A 21,034-nucleotide genomic window follows, 5' to 3' on the forward strand; every position below is an offset into this window, starting at 1 on the left:
GATGTTCGGGAAAATCGCCGCCTTCGAATTCCGCTACCAGCTGCGCCAGCCGGCTTTCTGGGTCATCGCCATCCTGTTCGGCCTGCTGGGGTTCGGCCTGATCGCCGCAGGGGACAACATCTCCATCTCCGGCGGGGGCAATACGAATCTGAACTCGCCCTATTCGCTGATCATCACCCATCTGATCATGGGCGTCTTCTTCATGCTGGCCACTACGGCCATCGTGGCCAATGTGGTGGCGCGCGACGCCACGACCGGCTTCGGGCCCATGATCCAGGCCAGTCAGGTCACGAAGTTCGACTATCTGTACGGGCGGTTCGCCGGAGCCTTCGGGGCGGTCGCCCTGTGTTTCCTCAGTGTCGCGATCGGGACCCTGGCCGGGACCCTGATGCCCTGGGTCGATCGCGAGACCCTGGGGGCCTTCCGGCCCGGTGACTATGCCTTTGCCTATCTGGTGTTCGGCCTGCCGGCGGTGTTCCTGACCTCGGCGATCTTCTTCGCCCTGGCGACCGTGACCCGGTCGATGATGGCCACCTACGTGGGGGTCGTCGCCTTCTTCATCGTCTATCTGACCCTGACGTCCTCGCTGGACCGGCCCGAGTTCCGCACGGCCATGGCCTGGCTGGAGCCGTTCGGTCTTTCCGCTTTCGCCGAAGTCTCGCGCTACTGGACCCCGGCCGAACGCAACACGCGGCTGCCCGAGCTGAGCGGCGTGCTGCTGTACAACCGGCTGATCTGGACCGGGGTCGGGCTGCTGTTCCTGGCCGCGGCCGCGGTTCTGTACCGGCCGGCGGCGCGAGGAGCCAAAACCGGAAAGACCGAGAAGCTCCGGGCCCTCGCCGAAAAGGCACCGGCCGCGGCCGCGCCTTCCGGCCCCCTGCCTGCCCCCTCCTATGGTCTGGCCGCGGGCTGGGCCCAGTTGCGCAGGCGCACGGGGTTCGAGATGGCCTTCATCTTCCGGAGCCCGGCCTTTGCGGTGCTGATCGTTCTGGGCGCGTTCAACGCGATCGCAGCCCTGCTGTTTGCGGGTGAGGCCTTTGGCACCCCGACCCTGCTGGTCACCCGCACGGTGATCGGGGTCCTGACCGGTGCCTTCGGCCTCATCTCGATCATCGTGGCCATCTACTATGCCGGCGAACTGGTCTGGCGCGACAGGGATCGGCGCACCCACGAGATCGTGGACTCCACGCCCACGCCCGACTGGACCTTCCTGCTGCCCAAGGTTCTGGGGCTGACCCTGGTTCTGGTTTCGGTCCTGCTCGCGGCGGTCGCCTCGGGCATCGCAGTCCAGCTCTACAAGGGCGAGGTGGCGCTGGAACTGGACAAATATCTGTTCTGGTATGTCCTGCCCGAGACCATCAGCTATGCCCTTCTGGCCGTGCTGGCCATCTTCATCCAGGCCATGTCGCCGAACAAATTCGTCGGCTGGGCCATCATGGTGGTCTATCTGATCAGCACCCTGGTGCTGGCCAACCTCGGCTTCGACCATGTTCTGTACCGCTACGGGGCCACGCCGGCGGTGCCGCTGTCGGACATGAACGGGCGCGGGGATTTCGGCACTGCGGCCAACTGGCTGACCGCCTACTGGACCGCCTTCGCCACCCTGCTGATGGTCGTGACCTATGGGCTCTGGCGGCGGGGGACCGAGACCCGCTTCATGCCCAGGCTGAGGCGCCTGCCTCACCGGCTGAAGGGGCCGGCCGGTGGCCTTGCGGCTGTGGCGTTGCTGGCCTTCGTCGGTCTGGGCGGCTTCATCTTCGTCAACACCAATGTCTGGAACGAGTATCGCAGCCGCGACTGGTCCGAGACCCTCCAGGCTGACTACGAAAAGACCCTGCTGGCCTTCGAGGACACGCCCCAGCCGTCGATCGTCAGCGTCACGCTCGATCTGGATCTGGACCCACACACGCCCCGTCTGGTCACCACAGGCCGTTATGTGATCGAGAACCGGACCGGTGCCCCGCTCAGCGAGATGCATCTGCGCTGGCTGGATTCCGACCTGCAGATGGTCCGGCTGGAGGTCCAGGGCGCGACCATGGCGCGCGAGTGGGAGCGGTTCGACTACCGCATCTACCGGTTCGCCACCCCCATGGCTCCGGGCGAACGGCGCACCGTGTCGTTCGAAACCCTGTTGACCCAGAAGGGCTTCCCGAACAGTGGCGCGATCAGGAGCCTGGTGGACAACGGCACCTTCATCAACAACTCGGGCTTCGCGCCGCAGATCGGCATGGATCGCGACGGCCTGCTGACCGACCGGACCAAGCGGCGGAAGTTCGGCCTGCCGGCCGAGCTGCGCATGGCCAAGCTGGAAGACACTTCGGCCCAGGGCAGGAATTACATCGGCGCCGACTGGGTCACCGCCGACATCACTGTCACCACGGTCGCGGACCAGACCCCGATCGCGCCGGGCTACAAGGTGTCTGACGTCACCGAGGGCGGCCGCCGCACGGCCCGGTTCGTGACCGAGGCCCCGATCCTGCACTTTTTCTCGGTGCAGTCTGCCAACTATGAGGTGCTGCGGGAGACCCATAACGGCGTCGAACTGGCCGTCTATCATCAGCCCGGCCATGAGCGGAACGCGCCGCGCATGATCGCCGCGATGAAGGCGGGGCTGGACTATTTCCAGCCGGCCTTCGGTCCCTATCAGTTCCGTCAGGCCCGGATCATCGAATTCCCCTACGGCCAGTTCGCCCAGGCCTTCGCCAACACCATGCCGTACTCGGAAAACATCGGCTTCATCGCCGACTTCCGGAATCCCGAGAAGATCGACTACGTCACCTACATCACTGCCCATGAGCTGGGTCATCAGTGGTGGGCGCACCAGGTGGTGGGGGCCAATATGCAGGGCGCGACCAGCCTGTCCGAGACCCTGGCCCAGTACTCGGCGCTGATGGTGATGAAGCAGACCTATGGTCCCGACAACATCCGCCGCTTCCTGAAATATGAACTCGACAACTACCTCGGCGCGCGCGGAACCGAGCGGCTGGAGGAGCTGCCGCTCTACCGGGTCGAGAACCAGGGCTATATCCATTACCAGAAGGGCGGTCTGGTCATGTATCTGCTGGCGGACCAGATCGGCGAGGATCGGGTCAATGCGGCGCTGCGCACGCTGATCCAGCGGTTCGGCTTCCAGGGCGCGCCCTATCCGCGCTCGCTGGACCTGGTCGCGGCGCTGCGGGCCGTGGCCCCGGCCGACAAACAGGCGCTGATCACCGACCTGTTCGAACGGATCACCCTGTATGACGTCAAGACGACCGCCTCGACGGCCAGCCGACGCGCCGACGGACGCTGGGATGTGACGGTCACGGTGGAGGCGCGCAAACTGTACGCCGATGGCGAGGGGGAGGAGACCGAGGCCCCGCTGAACGAGACCTTCGACATCGGCCTGTTCAGCGCCGAACCGGGCAAGCGGGCCTTCGACGAAAAGGATGTGATCCTGTTCGAGCGGCGCCCCCTGCGCAGCGGAACCCAGACCTTCCGCTTCACCACGGCCACCAAGCCGAGCTTCGCCGGGGTCGATCCCTACAACAAATGGATCGATCGCAACTCCGACGACAATGTGAGGGGTGTCGACTGACGGGCGTCCTTCACCCGCCCGCCCGGACCGGCTATGCCCGGGACGGGAGACTCATATGACGCGGAACAGCGCAGACTATCTGACCGGCTTCGGCAATCACTTCGCCACCGAGGCCGTCCCCGGGGCCCTTCCGGTCGGGCGCAACTCGCCGCAGGCCACGCCGATGGGCCTGTATGCCGAACAGCTGTCCGGGACGGCCTTCACCGCGCCGCGGTCCGAGAACCGCCGCAGCTGGCTGTACCGGCTGCGGCCCTCGGCCCAGCATCCGGCCTACCGACCTTTCGCCCAGGGTCTGCTCCGCTCGGGCCCGTTCCATGACGCCCCGCCCAGCCCGAACCGCATGCGCTGGGATCCCCTGCCGATGCCGGACGCACCGACCGACTGGGTCGAGGGGCTGGTGACCTATGGCGGCAATGGCGATGCCGACGCCCAGACCGGCGTGGGCATCCACCTGTACGCCGCCAACCGGTCGATGGTGGACCGGGTCTTCTACGACGCCGACGGCGAGCTGCTGATCGTGCCGCAACAGGGCGAAGCGGTGTTCGTCACCGAGTTTGGCCGCATGGATGCCGCGCCCGGCCACATCGTGGTCATCCCGCGCGGCGTGCGGTTCCGGGTGGAGTGCGAAGGGCCGATCCGGGGCTATGTCTGCGAAAACTATGGCGCGCCTTTTCGCCTGCCCGATCTGGGACCGATCGGGTCGAACGGCCTGGCCAACCCCCGCGATTTCGAGACCCCGGTGGCCGCGTTCGAGGATGTCGCCCGCCCGACCGAATGCGTCCAGAAATACGGTGGCCGCCTGTGGACCACGACCTTCGCCCACAGCCCGCTGGATGTAGTCGCCTGGCACGGCAACCATGCGCCGTACCGCTACGACACCGCCCGCTTCAACACCATCGGCACAATCAGTTTCGACCATCCGGACCCCTCGATCTTCACCGTCCTGACCAGCCCGTCGGACACGGCCGGCACGGCCAACTGCGACTTCGTCATCTTCCCGCCGCGCTGGATGGTGGCCGAGGACACCTTCCGCCCGCCGTGGTTCCACAGGAACGTCATGAGCGAGTTCATGGGGCTGGTGACCGGGGCCTATGATGCGAAGGAGGGCGGCTTCGCGCCGGGCGGGGCCAGTCTGCACAACTGCATGAGCGGCCACGGGCCGGACCAGGCCAGCTATGAGAAGGCGGTCGCCGCCGATCTGAAGCCGGTGAAGATCGAAAACACCCTGGCCTTCATGTTCGAGACGCGGTTTCCGATCCGCACCACGGAATGGGCGCAAACGACGCCGACGATGCAACTTGACTACGATGATGTCTGGACCGGTTTCGCCAAGGGCGACGTCGGTCGCTGAAAGGACCTTCGATGCGCCTGCTGATCGCCGCTCTCGCCCTAGCCGCCGCCGCCTGTTCGCCGATGGCCGGACAGGCTCCCGACGCCGGGACCCCGACCCAGGGTGCCGAGGCCGCCTGCGCGGCCCGGGGCGGCACCTTGCAGCCCGTGGGCCGGATGCAGTCGATCCAGTGCGTGATCCGCTATGCGGACGCCGGCCAGCGCTGCACCGACGGTGACCAGTGCAGCGGCGACTGCCTTCTGCCCGAGGCCGGCAGCGTGCCGGATGGCGGAGCCGCGGTCGGCCAGTGCGCCCCGACCAGCAACCGTTTCGGCTGCGCCACCCGGGTCGAGGACGGCAAGGCCGAGCCGACCCTCTGCATCGACTGAGGCCGATGCATCCGCCCCGGCCGTGCTAGCGTTGCTGCCGCATGACCCTGACTGAGCTCGCCGCCCTGCTGGGCCTGAACCTGATCCTGATCGTGGCCGGCATGGCGGGGCTGTGGACCCTCGCCTTGAGGCTAAAGGACGTCAGTTTCATCGACGCGGTCTGGCCGCTGGGGATGCTGTTCCTGGCCCTGATCACCTTTCCGCGTACGGACGGCGATCCGGTCCGCAAGGGGCTGATCCTGTGGCTGTGCGCGGTCTGGGCTCTCCGCCTCGGCTGGCATCTGTTCCGCCGCTGGCGCGCCCATGGCGTGGATGGCCGCTATGCCGACATCGTCGAACATCAGGAGCGGAGGCAGGGCTGGAGCTTCGGTAAGACGGCGCTGCTGTTCGTCTTCCTGCCGCAGGGGGCTCTGGCCTGGTTGACCAGCCTGCCGGTCCAGCTGGGCCAGGTCTCCCCCATGCCGCCCATGGGCTGGATCGGCTGGATCGGGGCCATGATCGTCGTCGTCGGGATCGCCTTCGAGAGCATCGGCGACGCCCAGCTGGCGGCCTTCAAAAAGGACCCCGCCAACAAGGGCAAGGTGCTGGACACCGGCCTGTGGCGCTACACCCGCCATCCCAACTATTTCGGCGACGCCTGCGTCTGGTGGGGGCTGTGGCTGATCGCGGCCGAGACCGGCTGGATCGGGCTCGCCTCCATCCTGGGCCCGATCTTCCTGACCTTCACCCTGACGAAGTGGTCGGGCATCGGCATCACCGAAAAGTCGACGGCCAGGACCAAGCCCCGGTATGCCGACTACATCCGCCGGACCAGCGCCTTCATACCTTGGCCGCCCAAAGGTCAGCGGCCCGACTTGTCATCCACGAGCGATCAATAACCGACGTCTCGTGCGCCAGTGGCTTATGTAATCGCCGTTCAGAATCCGTAGTTCTACCTAGCTTGGCCATACTTCGACGAACATGGTCATTTCTTTAGCTTCCCGTTAACCGGTCGACGACAGGAGTCCTGCAAGCGCTATTCATCCGGGAGGAGAAATCCATGAGAGCGAAAGCAGTATATTTGGCCTTTGCGCCGGTCGTCCTTGTATCATCCGTGACGCCGGCGCTCGCCGCAGAGCCCGGAGACAGGGCCGCCGAGCTGGTCGTCACCCAGGCCCAGCCCGCCCGCACCCCGGCCACTCTCGCCAACCCGATTCAGGTCTTCTCGACCGGTGTGGCCCGGGGCCGCGACCCGCTGGACAGCGCCACTTCGACCAGCGGCCTGCAGCAGAGCGAGATCGAGCTCCTCGGGGCCCGCTCGCTGGGCGACATCCTGCGCAATATCCCGGGCATCCGCACCGAATCCTCGACGGGTGACGGCAGCTCCGCCTACACCATCCGCGGCCTGCCCCTGGCCTCGGGCGGCTCGAAATACATGCAGATCCAGGAGGACGGCCTGCCTGTCCTGGAGTTTGGCGACTTCTTCAACGGTGCCACGGACATCTTCATCCGGGCCGACTTCAATCTCGCGGCGGTGGAGGCCATTCGCGGCGGTTCGGCTTCGACCTTTGCCTCGAACTCGCCGGGGGGCGTCATCAACCTGATCTCCCGGACCGGGGACGTGAGGGGGGGTGCGATCCAGCTGACGACCGGGCTCGACTACGACATGGACAGGGTGGACTTCCACTACGGTTCGCCCATCACCGACACCCTGCGCTTCCATATGGGGGGCTTCTACCGCACTGGCGAGGGCCAGCGGGATGTCGGCTTCAACGCTTACGAGGGCGGCCAGCTCCGGTTCAACATCACCAAGGATTTCGCCAACGGCTACGTCCGCCTGTCGGGCAAGTATCTGGACGATCGCTCGCCACACTATCTGTGGGGCCCGGTGCGGATCACGGGCACCAATGACAATCCGGTTTTCAGCAGCTTCGAGGGCTATGATGTCCGCCGCGACTCCATGCTCTCGGGCAATCTCGGCGATCTGATCACGCTGGACGCCGACAACAATCCGACCGTGCTGCCGCTCAGCCAGGGGCAGGACGCCAACGTCCGGTCCATCGGTATCGAGTCGCGCTTCGACGTCGCGGACTGGACCATCACCCACCGCGCCCGTTACTCGGAAATCGCCGGCGGAACGACCCGCAACCTCGTCTCGAACATCTATTCCGGTAGCGCCCTGCCGGCCTCTCTGGGGGGCGGGACGGGCACCTTCACCTATGCCACGGGCCCACGCGCCGGCGAGGTCATCTCCAGCCTCGGCACCCTGAACGGCAACGGCCTGGTCGTGGCGTCAGCCCTTAACCGGATCGATTCCAGTGACCTCGGCAACTTCATCAATGACCTGCGCGCCACCCGGGCCTTTACCCTGCCCCGCGGCGAGCTGACCCTGACCGGCGGCCTTTACAACTCGCGCCAGAACTTTCGCAGCGACTGGCTCTATTCGAACCACCTGCAGGACGTCGCCGGCGACGGCCAGTCGGCCCTGATCAACTTCACCAACGCCGCCGGGGTGGCCCAGTCCCAGGACGGTTATCTGGGCTTCAACCGGTCAGGCGGTACTGCCTTCTTCCGGCGTCGCTACGACGTCCAGTACGAGATTGCCGCGCCCTATGGCTCGGTCAACTATCGCTCTGGCCCGTTCTCCGTGGGGGCAAGCCTCCGCTACGATACGGGCCAGGTCAGCGGCGAGCTGTTTGGCGCTGACTTGGGCGGCGGTCGTGTCGGGATCATGCCGGTCGACTTTAACGGTGATGGCGTGTTCTCCGTAGCCGAAGGCCGTACGGCCTTCACGCCGCTCGACCGTCCGGCCCCGGTCGACTACGACTACGACTATCTCAGCTATTCCACCGGCGTCACCTACCGCGTTGCGGAGCCGTTCGCCCTGTTCGCCCGGTACAGCCGCGGTGCCCGTGCGGCGGCTGACAAGGTCCTGTTCTCCAGCAAGGTCAGCACCATCGACGGCAGCATGCCCGATCCGGAGGACGGCTACGACGTCGTCGAGCAGCTGGAGGGCGGGTTTAAATACCGCACGCCGCAACTGACGTTCAACGTTACCGGTTTCTCCGCCGATACCGAGGACACCAACGTCCAGGCAGGGGCCATCACCACCGACCGCGAGTACACGGCCTATGGGGTTGAGGCGGAGGGTTCCTACCGCCGGGGCGGGTTCAGCTTTACCGGCGGAGTGACCTGGACCCAGGCGGAGATCGTCAGTGACCGCGCCAATGCTGCGGTCGCCGGGATGGTGCCTCGCCGGCAGCCCGACTTCCTCTTCCAGGCCACCCCGGTGTACGAGACCCGGGACTTCACCGTCGGGGCGAACCTGATCGGGGCTACGAGCAGTTGGTCCGACGACGTGAATGTCCTGAAGGTGCCGGGTTACACCTTGGTCAACGCCTTCGTGCAGTATCGTCCGCTGGACCGGGTCCAGCTGATGCTGGTCGCCAACAACCTGTTCGACGAGGTGGCCTGGTACGAGATTACGTCACGGTCGGTGCCGACCAACGGCGTCGGCCGCGGTCGGGCCGCCAACGGCCGCACGGTGTCCCTCTCGGCCCGGTACGACTTCTGAGGTCCGGAGGGCTGCTGCTCGCCTCGCGGCGCAGCAGCCCTATCCGGCCTCGGCGAAGGCGACCCGCGCGGCCCCCAGCAGGGCCGCGTGCTTGTGGGTGATCACCCAGGTCGGGATGTCGGCCATATAGTCCTTGAACCGACCTTTCCGCTCGAACCGCTGGCGGAACGGGCTGGCCTTCAGGAAGGGCAGGATGCGTGGGGCGATGCCGCCGGCGATATAGACCCCGCCGCGCGCGCCGGTGGTCAGGGCGATGTCGCCGGCCACGGCTCCCAGAATGGCGCAGAACCGGGCGAGGGTCGCCCCGCACGGGCTGTTCGGATCGGCCAGGGCGGTGGTGGTGATCTCGGCCGGATCATCGATATGGGTCTCGCGACCGTCGATCTCGGCCAGGGCGCGGTGCATGTTCAACAGGCCCGGCCCGCAGATCAGCCGCTCGATCGAGACCCGGTCATAGCGGCGGCGCAGGATGCGCAGGATCTCGTCCTCGACCGGGTCGCCCGGCGGGAAACAGGCATGGCCGCCTTCCGACGGCATGGCCATCTCCTTGCCGTGGGCGTCGCGCACCAGGGCCGAGACGCCGAAGCCGGTGCCGGGTCCCAGCACGGCGATGGTGGCATGGGGGTCGCCGGCCTCGGGCCCGCCGAGGCGCTCCAGCTTGTCCGCCGGGATGATCGGCGCGCCCCAGGCCAGGGCCTCGAAATCATTGATCAGCTTGACCGGGTTCAGGCCCAGGGTCTGCAACTCGGTCTCCGACACCGCCCAGGGGCTGTTGGTCAGGTCGATGGCCCCGTCCTCGACCGGCCCGGCCACGGCGATGACGCCGCCGGTCGGCTTGACCTCGCAGCCGTCGACGAAGGCGGCGACGCCCTTCAGGAAGGTCGGATACTGGTCCGCGGGAAAGCTCTCATGGTGGTCGAGGACCGGTTTGCCATCGACCATGCGGGCGATGGCGAAGCGGGCATTGGTGCCGCCAACGTCACCGACCAGAAGCGTCTTGCCGTTACTCATGCGTCGATTTCCCGGTCCTGGACATTGGCGTCCGCTACGTCGCGGATCTCTGGTTGTTGCTGGGTGGGTTCGGCCACGAAACAGACCGAGGCCCCCTGTTCGGCCGAGGAGACGACGGCGCGGAAGGCCCCGAACAGCTCGCGGCCATAGCCCCAGCTCTGGACGGACGCGGGCCGGGCCCGTTCGCGGGTCGACAGGTCGGCGGCCACGGTCAGGACCCCGGCCTCGGCGTCGAGCCGGACGAGATCGCCCTCGTGCACGAAGGCCAGCGGTCCGCCATCCAGCGCTTCCGGACTGACATGGATGGCGGCCGGGGTCTTGCCCGAGGCCCCGGACATGCGGCCGTCGGTGACCAGGGCGATCGGCACGCCCCGGTCCTGCAGAACGCTCATCAGGGGCGACAGGGAGTGCAACTCGGGCATGCCGTTGGCCTTGGGCCCCTGGAACCGCAGGACGATGACGCCGCCCGTGTCCAGCTCGCCGCGCTGGAAGGCGGCGAGCACCTCTTCCTGGGCGTCGAACACCCGGGCCGGGCCCTCGACGATCCGGTGCTGCGGCTTGACCGCCGAGATCTTGATGACGGCGCGGCCGAGGTTGCCCTTGACCAGACGCAGGCCGCCCTCGGTGTCGAACGGGTCGGAGGCGGGGCGCAGGATGTCGCGATCGAGACTTCTCGGCCACCCCGTCCTTCCAGACCAGCTGGCCGTCGATCATCGCCGGCTCCTGGAAGTAATGATGGATGCCCCGGCCCATGATGGTCATGACGTCGGAGTGGATATGGCCGGCCTGGGCCAGTTCGCGGGCCACGAAGGCCACGCCGCCGGCCGCCTGGAAGGCGTTCACATCGGCCGAGCCGTTGGGATAGACCCGGGCCAGCAGCGGCGTCACCGACGACAGCTGGTCCATGTCTGTCCAGTCGATCAGCACCCCCGCCGCCCGGGCCATGGCGACCAGATGGATGGCGTGGTTGGTCGATCCCCCGGTGGCCAGCAGGGCCACGATCATGTTGACGACCGACTTCTCGTCGACGACGTCGGCCATGCGGCATTCGCCCGACTGGGCCAGCTCGACCGACCGCTTCGCCGCCGCCGCCGTCAGGGCGTCGCGCAGGCCGGTCTCGGGATGGACGAAGGCGGTGGACGGCATGTGCAGCCCGCCCAGCTCCATCATCATCTGGTTCGAGTTGGCGGTGCCGTAGAAGGTGCAGGTGCCGGGCGAATGGTAGCTCCCGATCTCGGAGGCCAGCAGTTCGGCGCGGTCGACCTTGCCCTGCGCATATTCGGCCCGGACCCGGGCCTTCTCGGCATTGGGAATGCCCGAGGGCATCGGCCCGGCGGGGGCGAAGACGACGGGCAGGTGGCCGAACGCCAAGGCCCCCATGAACAGGCCCGGCACGATCTTGTCGCACACGCCCAGCATCATGGCCGCGTCGAAGGCGTCGTGGGTCAGGGCGACCCCGACCGACATGGCGATGACGTCGCGGCTGAACAGGCTCAGCTCCATGCCCGGGCGACCCTGGGTGACGCCGTCGCACATGGCGGGTGTGCCGCCCGCGACCTGGGCCGTGGCCCCGACCTCGCGTACCGCCTCGCGGATGACGGCGGGGAAGCGTTCGAACGGCTGATGCGCCGACAGCATGTCGTTGTAGGCGGTGACGATTCCGACATTGGGCGTCTTGCCGGTCATGGCCGTCAGCTTGTCGGCCACGGTCTGGCCTGCGAAGGCATGGGCCCAGTTGGCGCAGCTCAGCTTGGCCCGGCCGATGCCCGAGTCCCGCGCGGCGTCCATGCGGCGCAGATAGTCGGCGCGCGTCTCGCGCGACCGTTCGACGATGCGTTGGGTGACTTCCGCCACGACAGGGTGAAGGGCCATCACGCGGCCTCCGTCCAGACGACTTCAAGGGGGACCTTCGCCGCGATCATCGCCGCGATCGGCTGCACGGCCGGGTCGCCATCGGCCTCGCGCTCGAACACCGAACGCTTGGCCGCGCCCTTCAGGCCCAGGATTACCCGCTCCGCCGACATCAGATACGGCAGATTGATCGAGATCCGCTCAAGGCTGGGGGCCGCCCCGTCGCGCCCATGGGGCACACCCAGCACCGTCGGTTTCAGGGTCGGGGTCAGCAGGGTCTTCAGCGTCGGGCTGTTCGGGAACATCGAACAGATGTGGCCGTCCTCGCCCATGCCCAGCAAGACGGCGTCGAACCGGCCGCCCGCCCCGGCCAGGGCATGGGCCGCCACCGCCGCTGCCCGGTCGACGGTCACCTCGGGGTGGTAGAGGGGGATGAAGGTCGCCGCCGCCGCCGGGCCCTGCAGCAGCGTGTCGCGGATCAGCCGGGCGTTCAACTCCGGATCGCTCTCGGGCACATAGCGCTCGTCGACCAGGGTCACCGCGATCCGGTCCCAGCCGATGTCGGCCCGGGCCAGCCGCTCATAGACCGGCGACGGCGTGGATCCCCCCGGCCCGGCGAACAGGGCCCGGCCGTTGGCGAGGACTGCGGCCCCCAGCGTCTCCTCCAGCCGACCCGCGATCGTCGCGGCCCAGGTGTCGAGTGTGGGGAAGGTTTCGAGTTCGTGGGTCATAGGTGCAGTCCTTCCCCCGCTTGCGGGGGAAAGCGGTCCGTCTTCGAGCGAAGCGAGAACAGGACCGATGGGGGAATTTGTTCTTTGGCGGAGGCAAGCAAGACTTCCCCCATCGGCCTTGGATTGCTGCGCGATCGACGGGCCGCTTTCCCCCATGAAGGATGGGGGAAGGGCTTCTGCGAAATCTCAAGCATCGGTGGTGTTCCAGTCCCGGCCGGTGCGTACGATCAGCATCTCGGCCGTGTCCGGACCCCAGGTGCCGGCGCGATAGGGCTGGGGCTTCACCTGGCCGTCGACCCAGGCCTGGGACACGCCGTCGACCCATTCCCACGCCTTTTCCGCCTCGTCGCGGCGCACGAACAGGGTCGAAGTCCCCGTTCAGGGCGTCCAGCAACAGCCGCTCATAGGCGATCCGGCGACGCGGCGGCTTGGCGTCCTTTCCACCCACGCCCCACGACAGGCTCATCTGGATCGGCTGCAACTGCATCCGCTGGTCCAGCCCCGGCTTCTTGTTCATGACCGTCAGGCTGATGTCCTCCTCGGGCTGCAGCTCGATGATCATGCGGTTGGCGCTGTCGTCCTCGCTCCCGTTGTCGCCGAAGATCGAATGCGGCACCGGCTTGAACTGGATCACGATCTCGGTGCGCTTCTCGGGCAGGCGTTTGCCGGTCCGCAGGAAGAAGGGCACCCCCGCCCAGCGCCAGTTGTCGATGTCGACCCGCAGGGCCACGAAGGTCTCGGTGTCCGAGTCCGACCCCCGCTCCTCGTCATAGCCGGGCACGCGCTTTCCATCGACCGTGCCGGACACATACTGCCCCCGCACCGTGGTGCGTTCGGCGTCCCGGTCGGTGATGGGCCGCAGCGAGCGAATCACCTTGACCTTCTCGTTGCGAACCGAGTCGGGGTCGAGGTCGGACGGCGGCTCCATGGCCACAAGGCACAGCAGCTGCAGCATGTGGTTCTGCAGCATGTCGCGCAGGGCACCGTATTCGTCATAGTACGGCCAGCGATCGCCGACCCCGACCGTTTCGCCGACCGTGATCTGGACGTGGTCGATCGACAGATTGTTCCACAGCGGTTCGAAGATCACATTGCCGAACCGCAGGGCGATCAGGTTCTGGACCGTCTCCTTGCCGAGATAGTGGTCGATGCGGAACACCTGCTGTTCGCTGAAGGCATCGGCCACGGCGTCGTCGATGGCGCGGAAGCTCTCCAGATCGCGGCCGACCGGCTTTTCCAGCACCACCCGGTCCTCGGGCTCGGCCAGGCCCGCCGCCCGCATGGCCGTGACGATCTTCGCATACAGCGACGGCGACACCGCCAGAAAGCTGGTGCAGGGGCCGGACCCGACCTTGTCCTTGAGCGGCTTCAGGCTCTCGGCCGAGGTGGCGTCGACCGCCAGATAGTCCAGCCGGCCGTCCAGCCGGGCCCAGGTCTCGTCCGACCAGGCGTCGTCGGCCCGGGCCTTGCCCTCGACGGCGGCGCGGACCTTGCCGACATACTCCTCGCGGCTCTCTTCCGAGCGGGCCGCGCCAATGATCTTCAGCCCCTCGGGCAGCAGGCCGTCGTGCTCGAGGAAATAGAGCGAGGGCAGCAGCATCCGCATGGCCAGATCGCCGCCGCCACCGAACAGCACCAGAGCCGTCATGCCTGCTCCTCATCCTTGCCGGGGCAGGGGCCCCGAAGTCAGTCCGCGTGTGTGGCCGGTCGGGCGCGCGAGGCCAACACGTCCAGAACGTCCTGAAACGACATTTGACGCGCCCGTAACAGTACCAGCAGGTGATAGACCAGATCGGCGGCTTCCGATGCCACTTCCTCGACGGGGCCTGCGGCGCCGGCCAGGGCCGTCTCCACGCCCTCCTCGCCGACCTTCTGCGCCGCCCGTTTGGGGCCCTCGGCCAGCAGGCGCGCCGTCCAGCTGGTGGCGGGATCGGCGGCGGCCCGTTCGGCGATGGTCCGCTCCAGCCGCGCGATCCGCCCCAGACCCGGCGCGTCGTCGCTGCCGAAGCAGCTGGTCGTGCCCAGATGGCAGGCCGGTCCCATCGGCCGCACCGCCACCACCAGCGCGTCCCCGTCGCAGTCCGGCGTGATCGACACGACGGTCAGCCGGTTGCCACTGGTCTCACCCTTCCTCCACCGCCCGCCACGCGAGCGCGAAAAGAAGGTGGCCTCGCCGCTCTCGATCGTCTCGTCCAGCGCCGCCCGGTCCATATAGGCCAGGGTCAGCACCTGCAGGGTGTCGGCGTCCTGCACCACCGCCGGGATCAGGCCGTCGCCCTTGGCGAAGTCGAGGGTGGAGGGGTCGATCATTTCATGCTCCGGGCGGAGTTTCGCCCTTCCCCCGCTTGCGGGGGAAAGCGGTCCGTTGATCGCGGAGCGATCCAGGACCGATGGGGGAAGTTCAGCCTTGCTTCGCCCTGAGCCAGAAGAATTCCCCCATCGGTCCTGTTCGGCTGCGCCGAAGACGGACCGCTTTCCCCCATGAAGAATGGGGGAAGGGCTGGCGCGGGGATACTCACGACCGCACCTCCACACCCGCGCCGGCCAGAAACGCCTTCAGGTCCGGCACGGTGATCTGGCCCGAGTGGAAGACGCTGGCGGCCAGCGCCCCCGAGACATTGGCCCGGTCGAACACATCCAGAAAATGCGACATCGCCCCCGCGCCGCCCGAGGCGATCAGGGGGATGGTCAGCCGCGCCCGGGCGTCGGACAGCTGGGCGGTGTCATAGCCCTTCTTCACCCCGTCCTGATCGATGCAGTTCAGCACGATCTCGCCCGCGCCCCGTTCCTGGGCCTCGACGATCCAGTCCATGGTGCGCCGGCCGGCCAGCCGGCGGCTGTCGGGGTCACCGGTGTACTTGTGCACGACATAGTGGCCGTCCTCGCGCCGGGAATCGACGCCGACGACGACGCACTGGCTGCCCAGCCGTTCGGCCATCTCGGTGATCAGCTCGGGCCGCTCCAGCGCCGGGGAGTTGATCGAGACCTTGTCGGCGCCGTTGTCCAGACAGGCGGCGGCCTGGTCGACCGTGCGGATGCCGCCGGCGACGCAGAAGGGAATGTCCAGCGACCGGGCGATGTCCCGCACCCAGCCATAGTCCAGCGTCCGGCCCTCGGGGCTGGCGGTAATGTCGTAGAAGACCAGTTCGTCGGCCCCGGCGTCGCGATAGCGGGCGGCCAGTTCCCCGGCGTCGCCCATGTCGACATGGCCCTCGAAGCGGACGCCCTTGACGACGCGTCCGTCCTTCACGTCCAGGCAGGGGATGATGCGTCTCGCCGTCATGCGCAGGCCTGTATCGCCTCGCGGGCCGTGAAGCGACCCTCGTAGATGGCGCGGCCAACAATGGCTCCGTCACAGCCGATGGCCCGGGCGGCGGTCAGGTCGTCCAGCGAGGACACCCCGCCCGAGGCCTGGATCCTCAGATCGGGCCGCCGACGCCGCGCCTCGCCCAGCAGATCGAGATTGGGCCCGGTCAGGGCCCCGTCGCGGCCCACATCGGTGATCAGCACATGGCCCAGCGTTCCCGCCGGGTACCGGTCCAGCGCCGCCCACAGGTCCAGCCCGGCGGCCTCGGTCCAGCCCTTCAGCGAGGGCGTCGGCACCCCATCCTCCCCGACCCGGACGTCAAAGGCGAGGGTCAGCCGTTCCGGCCCGAACCGCGCCAGCCACCCGGCGACCGCCTCGGGCTGGGTGACGGCCAGCGATCCGACCACCACGCGCGTCACGCCCGCGTCCAGCAGCCGCTCGACATCCTCGACCGTGCGGACGCCGCCGCCTGACTGGATGCGGGCTGTCGAGCCCGTCGCCAGCGCTCCGATCAGCGCATGCTGCACCGCCCGGCCGGCCTCGGCCCCGTCCAGATCGACGATGTGAACCCAGGTCGCGCCCTCGCCGACGAAGGCCGCCAGCCGCGCAGCGGGATCAGCGTCATACTCCGTGACCTGATCAAACCGGCCATGCATCAGCCGGACACAGACCCCGGCGCGCAGATCAATGGCGGGATAGACGATCATTCTGTTTCCATTGCTTTCGTCATCCTCCGGCTAGCCGCGACTTCGCGGCGCAGACCGGGGGACGCAGCGGCGCCGAAGGCGATCTGTTCAGGCACAATCTCTCCGCAGTCAGCTTGTGCGGCAGTTTCGCGCTCTCGCGCGCCGCTGCGTCCCCCGGTCTCGCTGCGCTCGCCGGAGGATGACGAAAGAGAAGGAACAGGGCTCACGCCGGCAACTCGAGAAAGTTCTTCAATATCCGCGCCCCGGCCGCGGCCGACCGCTCCGGATGGAACTGGCAGCCCCAGCGGTTGCCGGTGCGCACCATGGCCGGAACCTCGGCCCCGTAGGCGGCGCAGGCGATGGTCGCATCGGTGTCGGGACAGACGTAGGAATGGACGAAATAGGCATAGGCCCCCTCGGCCACACCCTCGAGGATCGGATCGTCCTTCAGCCCGTGCAGCTGCGACCAGCCCATGTGCGGCACCGGCAGGTCGTCGCGCACCGGCATCCGCGTCACTCGCCCGGGAATGAACCCCAGCATGGTCGCCCCGCCGTTCTCCTCGCTCTCGGCGAACAGCAGCTGCTGTCCGAGGCACAGGCCCAGCAGGGGGCGGTCAAAGCCCTTGATGAGGTCGGTCAGGCCGAGCGCCGCCATACGCTCCATGGCATAGCCGGCCGCGCCCACCCCCGGCAGGACCAGGCGTTCGGCCTCTGCGATGACCGTGGGGTCGGAGGTAACGACGACGTCGGCCCCCAGCCGCTCCAGCGCGAACTGGACCGAGGCGGTGTTCCCCGCCCCGAGGTGGACGATGGCAGTCTGGGTCAAAGAACCCCCTTGGTACTCGGAACAACATCGCCCTCGACCCGAATGGCCTGGCGCAGGGCGCGGCCGAAGCCCTTGTAGACGGCCTCGGTCTTGTGGTGGTCGTCGTCGCCCTTGACCGAGATCTGGATCGCAGCCCCCAGATGCTCGGCCAGCGAGCGGAAGACGTGGGCGGTCAGGTCGGTGCGGTACTCGCCGATGAAGGGGGTCGAGAAGGTGCCCTCGAACACCGGATAGGGCCGGCCCGACAGGTCGATGGCGACATTGGCCTGGGCCTCGTCCATGGCGAGGACGAATCCGTAGCGCTGGATCCCCCGCCGCTCGCCCAGCGCCTGTTTCAGTGCCTGGCCCAGCGCGATGGCTGAGTCCTCGATCGTGTGGTGCGGGTCAGTGTGCAGGTCGCCCTCGCACTGCAGGCGCAGGGAGAAGCCCCCGTGAGCCGCCACCTGCTCCAGCATGTGATCGAAGAAGCCGACCCCGGTCTCGATGCGGATCGGGCCGGTGGCGTCCAGATCGACGCCACAGACGATGCGCGTCTCCTTCGTATCGCGCACGGCCTGACCGGTCCGGTGGGCCCGGGCCTGCGAGGGGGCGAGGCCGAGCGCGCCCAGCAGCCGGTCATTGACCTCGGCCCGCAGCGAGACCGGCAGACGGACCCGGTCGCCCGCGCGGTCGGCGGCAACGCCGTACTTCGCCAGATCGGTCAGGGTCGATGCAATGTCCGACGGCCGGACCATCAGGATCGGGCCCACGCCGGCCTCGACCACCATGACCCGCCCGATCTCGCGCGCCAGCCGTTCGCGCTCGCGCCGGACGCCCGCGATCCGTTCGGCGGTCTCGATCATCCGCGAGGGATCCAGCGCCTGCAGCGCCAGCCGCACCAGCGGGGCGGGCAGGGCATAGGGCTCGACCACCTCGGCCAGTCGCGCCAGCGTCGCGGGCTGGCCCAGCGCGGCCCCGACCCGGGCCCCGGCCAGCCCGTAGGCCAGCGACAGGCTGCGCAGCACCACCAGATTGGCGTGGTCGCCGATCAGGGTCGCGGCCGAGGGGGCATCGGCGAACTCCACCAGTCCCTCATCCACGACCAGCAGGGCAGGGGCCACGCGTTCGGCCATCTCGGCCACCGCCTCGGGCGCACCGAGGGCCCGGATGATGACGGCTGCGGCCTCGCCGTCTCCGGCCCGGTACAGTCGCGCCAGCCCGGCATAGGGTTCGGCGTCCGGAGCCTCGACCGACCGGCCGTCGCGGGCGGCGAGCCGGAACACCAGCTCCAGCCCATGCGTCAGGCCGCGCACCGGCAGGACCTGATCCCCGGCGACGCCATAGATCCGGGCCATCCGCGCCTGCAGGGCCGTGGTCTCGCCCGGATAGGCGTCGAGGCCCTCGGCCCCGGCGACCAGCGGCGGGTAGGGGGCGGGCAGTGTCATCGTATTCCTCCCCCATCGGGGGAGGGGGACCGCCGCGCGCTTGCGCGGGGGTGGAGGGGGCCAACCGCGCGCGCCGGAGTCCGGGTCAGGCCCCCTCCGTCTCTGCGCTTCGCTCCGAGCCACCTCCCCCGACGGGGGAGGATTGTCTCTGCCATCCTCATCCCACGCTCCTCAGATCGGCCGCCCGGGCGTGGGCTTCCAGCCCTTCCAGCCGGGCCAGCCGCGCCGCGATCGGACCCAGCCGTTCGGCACCGGCCTCGGTGACGGTCTGGACCGACATGGAGGTCATGAAGCTGGCGGTGGTGATGCCGCCCAGCGTTCGCGCGCCGCCGTCGGTCGGCAGGACGTGGCTGGGGCCGGCGGCATAGTCGCCGAGGGTCTCGGCCGCCCAGCGCCCGACGAAGACCGCCCCGGCCGCGCGGATCGAGGCGACCAGCGTCTCCGCGTCCTCGGCCTGGATCGCCAGGTGTTCGGGGCCGTACAGGTTGGACACGGCGCAGGCCTCGGCCATGTCGGCGACCTTGATGGCGCGGGCCTCGGCCAGGGAGGCGCGGGCGATGTCGGCGCGGGGCAGGGTTTCCAGCTGGCTCTCCACCTCGGCGAGGATGGCGTCGATGGTCGCGCCGCGCTCGGCCACGAGGATCACCTGGGCGTCCGCATCGTGCTCGGCCTGGCTCAGCAGGTCGGCGGCGGCGATCTCCGGGTCACAGAACCGGTCGGCGATCACCAGCAGCTCCGACGGCCCGGCCGGCATGTCGACCGACGGTCCGTTCGGCAGGGCGGCAGCATAGCGTTTGGCCTCGGCCACATAGGCGTTGCCGGGCCCGAACAGCTTGTCACAGGCCGGAATCTCGCCGTCGTCCAGGACGACGCCATAGGTCAGGGCGGCGATGGCCTGGGCCCCGCCGATCAGCCAGATCGCGTCCAGCCCGGCCTCCGCGGCGGCCAGGATCATCGCCGGGTGGACGCTGCCGTCCTTCGCCGGTGGCGTGACCACGACCCGCTCGCCCACACCGGCGACTGCCGCCGGGATGGCCTGCATCAGGAGAGACGAGAACAGGGGGGCCGTGCCGCCGGGCACATAGATTCCGGCGGCCCCGATCGGCCGCCACACCAGTTTCGATTTCACGCCCGGCGTGGTCTCGACGAAGGCGGTGTCCTCCGGCTTCGTGGCCTGATGGAAGAGCCGCACATTCTCGGCCGCGACCCGCAGGGCCCGGGTGTCGGCCGGGGGCAGGGCGTCGCGGGCGGCAGCGACCGCCGCGTCCGTGATCGCGATGCGCCGCGGCGCGAAGCCGTCGATCTGCAGACTGTACTGTTTGACGGCCGCGCCACCGGAAATGGCGACCTGTTCGAAGATGCCGCGCACGACATCCTGCACGTCGCGCTCGCTGCGCCGGGCCGGGCGGGCGAGGGCGTCGAACCGCCCCTGTCCGTCCAGCGATGACCACTCGATCCGCTTCATCACATCATCTTCTCGATCGGCAGCACCAGAATGGCCGAGGCCCCGGCGGCCTTCAGCTTCTCCAGCGTCTCCCAGAAGACGGCCTCCTGGCACACGGCATGCACCGCCACAGCGTCATCACGCCCCATCAGGGGCATGACCGTCGGCGCGCCGGCACCCGGCAGGATGGCGGTGATCTGGTCCAGCGCCGAGCGCGGCGCGTTCAGCATCACATATTTGGCCCCCTGCGAGCTGACGACGCCGCTCATCCGCTCGATGATCGAGTCCAGCAGGGACCGCAGCCCATCCTCGGGGGCGACCGGCGACTGGATCAGCACGGCCTGGCTGTCGAACACCGTCTCCTTGGCGATCAGGCCGTTGGCCTCCAGCGTCGCGCCGGTCGAGACCAGGTCGCAGATGGCCGAGGCCAGCTTCAGCCGCGGGGCCACCTCGACCGCGCCGCGCATGACCACGATGTCGGCCTTGACGCCCTGCTCATCCAGATAGCGGCGCAGGATCTTCGGATAGGAGGTGGCGATCCGCAGCCCCTCCAGCGAGGCGGGCCCCGCGTAGTCCAGCATCGGCGGACAGGCCAGTTTCAGCGTGCATTTGCCAAAGCCCAGCGGCATCACCACCGAGGCGTTGGGCCCGCCGTTGCGGACCTCCTCCAGCACATTCTCGCCGACGATGCCGAGGTCGCAGACCCCGTCGGCCACGAAGGTCGGGATGTCGTCGTCGCGCACCCGCAACAGGTCGATCGGATAGTTCTCGACCTTGTAGAGCAGATCATTGGCGCCCTTCACCACGCGCAGGCCCGCGTCCCGAACGAGGTCGAGACTGCGATCGGCCAGACGGCCGGATTTCTGCACGGCGATGCGAAGTCGCCCCTGTACGGTACTCATGAA

At 68.3% G+C, this 21,034-nt stretch carries 14 protein-coding genes and 2 pseudogenes; 5 read left to right on the forward strand and 11 right to left on the reverse strand.

The genetic code is table 11. From position 1 onward, the window contains the following. Window position 1 precedes the first annotated feature (1 nt). The 5 genes from SJY26_RS06725 (at window position 2) to SJY26_RS06745 (ending at window position 8,849) form a co-directional block, all read left to right on the forward strand. Window positions 2-3,577, forward strand: a complete 3,576-nt coding sequence (locus SJY26_RS06725) for an ABC transporter permease/M1 family aminopeptidase (protein WP_396595360.1) — start codon at window positions 2-4, stop codon at window positions 3,575-3,577. A 55-nt stretch (window positions 3,578-3,632) separates the two neighbouring features. Beyond that, entirely contained in the window at window positions 3,633-4,928 is a 1,296-nt protein-coding gene (gene hmgA, locus SJY26_RS06730; protein ID WP_396595361.1) for a homogentisate 1,2-dioxygenase, read from the forward strand. 11 nt (window positions 4,929-4,939) lie between these two features. Then, window positions 4,940-5,296, forward strand: coding sequence for a hypothetical protein (locus SJY26_RS06735; protein WP_396595362.1), 357 nt, complete (start codon window positions 4,940-4,942; stop codon window positions 5,294-5,296). A 41-nt stretch (window positions 5,297-5,337) separates the two neighbouring features. Continuing rightward, complete coding sequence (locus tag SJY26_RS06740; protein ID WP_396595363.1) at window positions 5,338-6,174, forward strand: DUF1295 domain-containing protein; 837 nt, start codon at window positions 5,338-5,340, stop codon at window positions 6,172-6,174. A gap of 161 nt (window positions 6,175-6,335) precedes the next feature. After that, entirely contained in the window at window positions 6,336-8,849 is a 2,514-nt protein-coding gene (locus SJY26_RS06745; RefSeq protein WP_396595364.1) for a TonB-dependent receptor domain-containing protein, read from the forward strand. Window positions 8,850-8,888: 39 nt separating this feature from the next. Here the strand turns inward: SJY26_RS06745 and glk are convergent, their stop codons facing one another. The 11 genes and pseudogenes from glk to hisG all read right to left on the reverse strand — a co-directional run bounded on the left by glk (window position 8,889) and on the right by hisG (window position 21,031). Further along, window positions 8,889-9,860 carry a glucokinase gene (gene glk, locus SJY26_RS06750; RefSeq protein ID WP_396595365.1) on the reverse strand — a complete coding sequence of 324 codons (972 nt, stop codon included), beginning with the start codon at window positions 9,858-9,860 and terminating at the stop codon, window positions 8,889-8,891. After that, window positions 9,857-11,732 (reverse strand): annotated as a pseudogene (gene edd, locus SJY26_RS06755) (phosphogluconate dehydratase). The gene glk and the pseudogene edd overlap by 4 nt, the downstream one beginning before the upstream one ends. Then, window positions 11,732-12,442: a 6-phosphogluconolactonase gene (pgl, locus tag SJY26_RS06760; RefSeq protein ID WP_396595366.1), complete on the reverse strand. Its 711-nt coding sequence runs from the start codon at window positions 12,440-12,442 to the stop codon at window positions 11,732-11,734. Before pgl ends, edd begins: the two are co-directional and overlap by 1 nt. Window positions 12,443-12,628: 186 nt before the next feature. Further along, window positions 12,629-14,090, reverse strand: a pseudogene (gene zwf / locus SJY26_RS06765) (glucose-6-phosphate dehydrogenase). Between the two features lie 38 nt (window positions 14,091-14,128). Continuing rightward, window positions 14,129-14,752, reverse strand: a complete 624-nt coding sequence (gene hisIE, locus SJY26_RS06770; RefSeq protein ID WP_396595367.1) for a bifunctional phosphoribosyl-AMP cyclohydrolase/phosphoribosyl-ATP diphosphatase HisIE — start codon at window positions 14,750-14,752, stop codon at window positions 14,129-14,131. A gap of 205 nt (window positions 14,753-14,957) precedes the next feature. Beyond that, window positions 14,958-15,725 (reverse strand): imidazole glycerol phosphate synthase subunit HisF, encoded by a 768-nt coding sequence (gene hisF, locus SJY26_RS06775; protein ID WP_396595368.1) that lies wholly within the window; start codon window positions 15,723-15,725, stop codon window positions 14,958-14,960. After that, window positions 15,722-16,456 carry a HisA/HisF-related TIM barrel protein gene (locus SJY26_RS06780; RefSeq protein ID WP_396595369.1) on the reverse strand — a complete coding sequence of 245 codons (735 nt, stop codon included), beginning with the start codon at window positions 16,454-16,456 and terminating at the stop codon, window positions 15,722-15,724. Before SJY26_RS06780 ends, hisF begins: the two co-directional genes overlap by 4 nt. A gap of 202 nt (window positions 16,457-16,658) precedes the next feature. Continuing rightward, window positions 16,659-17,261 carry an imidazole glycerol phosphate synthase subunit HisH gene (gene hisH / locus SJY26_RS06785; RefSeq protein WP_396595370.1) on the reverse strand — a complete coding sequence of 201 codons (603 nt, stop codon included), beginning with the start codon at window positions 17,259-17,261 and terminating at the stop codon, window positions 16,659-16,661. Next, window positions 17,258-18,685 (reverse strand): imidazoleglycerol-phosphate dehydratase HisB, encoded by a 1,428-nt coding sequence (gene hisB / locus SJY26_RS06790; protein WP_396595371.1) that lies wholly within the window; start codon window positions 18,683-18,685, stop codon window positions 17,258-17,260. Before hisB ends, hisH begins: the two co-directional genes overlap by 4 nt. Window positions 18,686-18,842: 157 nt before the next feature. Beyond that, a complete protein-coding gene (gene hisD / locus SJY26_RS06795; RefSeq protein ID WP_396595372.1) occupies window positions 18,843-20,150 on the reverse strand; it encodes a histidinol dehydrogenase in 1,308 nt (435 codons plus the stop codon). Next, window positions 20,150-21,031, reverse strand: a complete 882-nt coding sequence (gene hisG / locus SJY26_RS06800; RefSeq protein ID WP_396595373.1) for an ATP phosphoribosyltransferase — start codon at window positions 21,029-21,031, stop codon at window positions 20,150-20,152. The genes hisD and hisG overlap by 1 nt, the downstream gene beginning before the upstream one ends. Between the last annotated feature and the right edge of the window lie 3 nt (window positions 21,032-21,034).

This window comes from Brevundimonas sp. R86498 (assembly GCF_044598075.1).
Taxonomy (GTDB): domain Bacteria; phylum Pseudomonadota; class Alphaproteobacteria; order Caulobacterales; family Caulobacteraceae; genus Brevundimonas.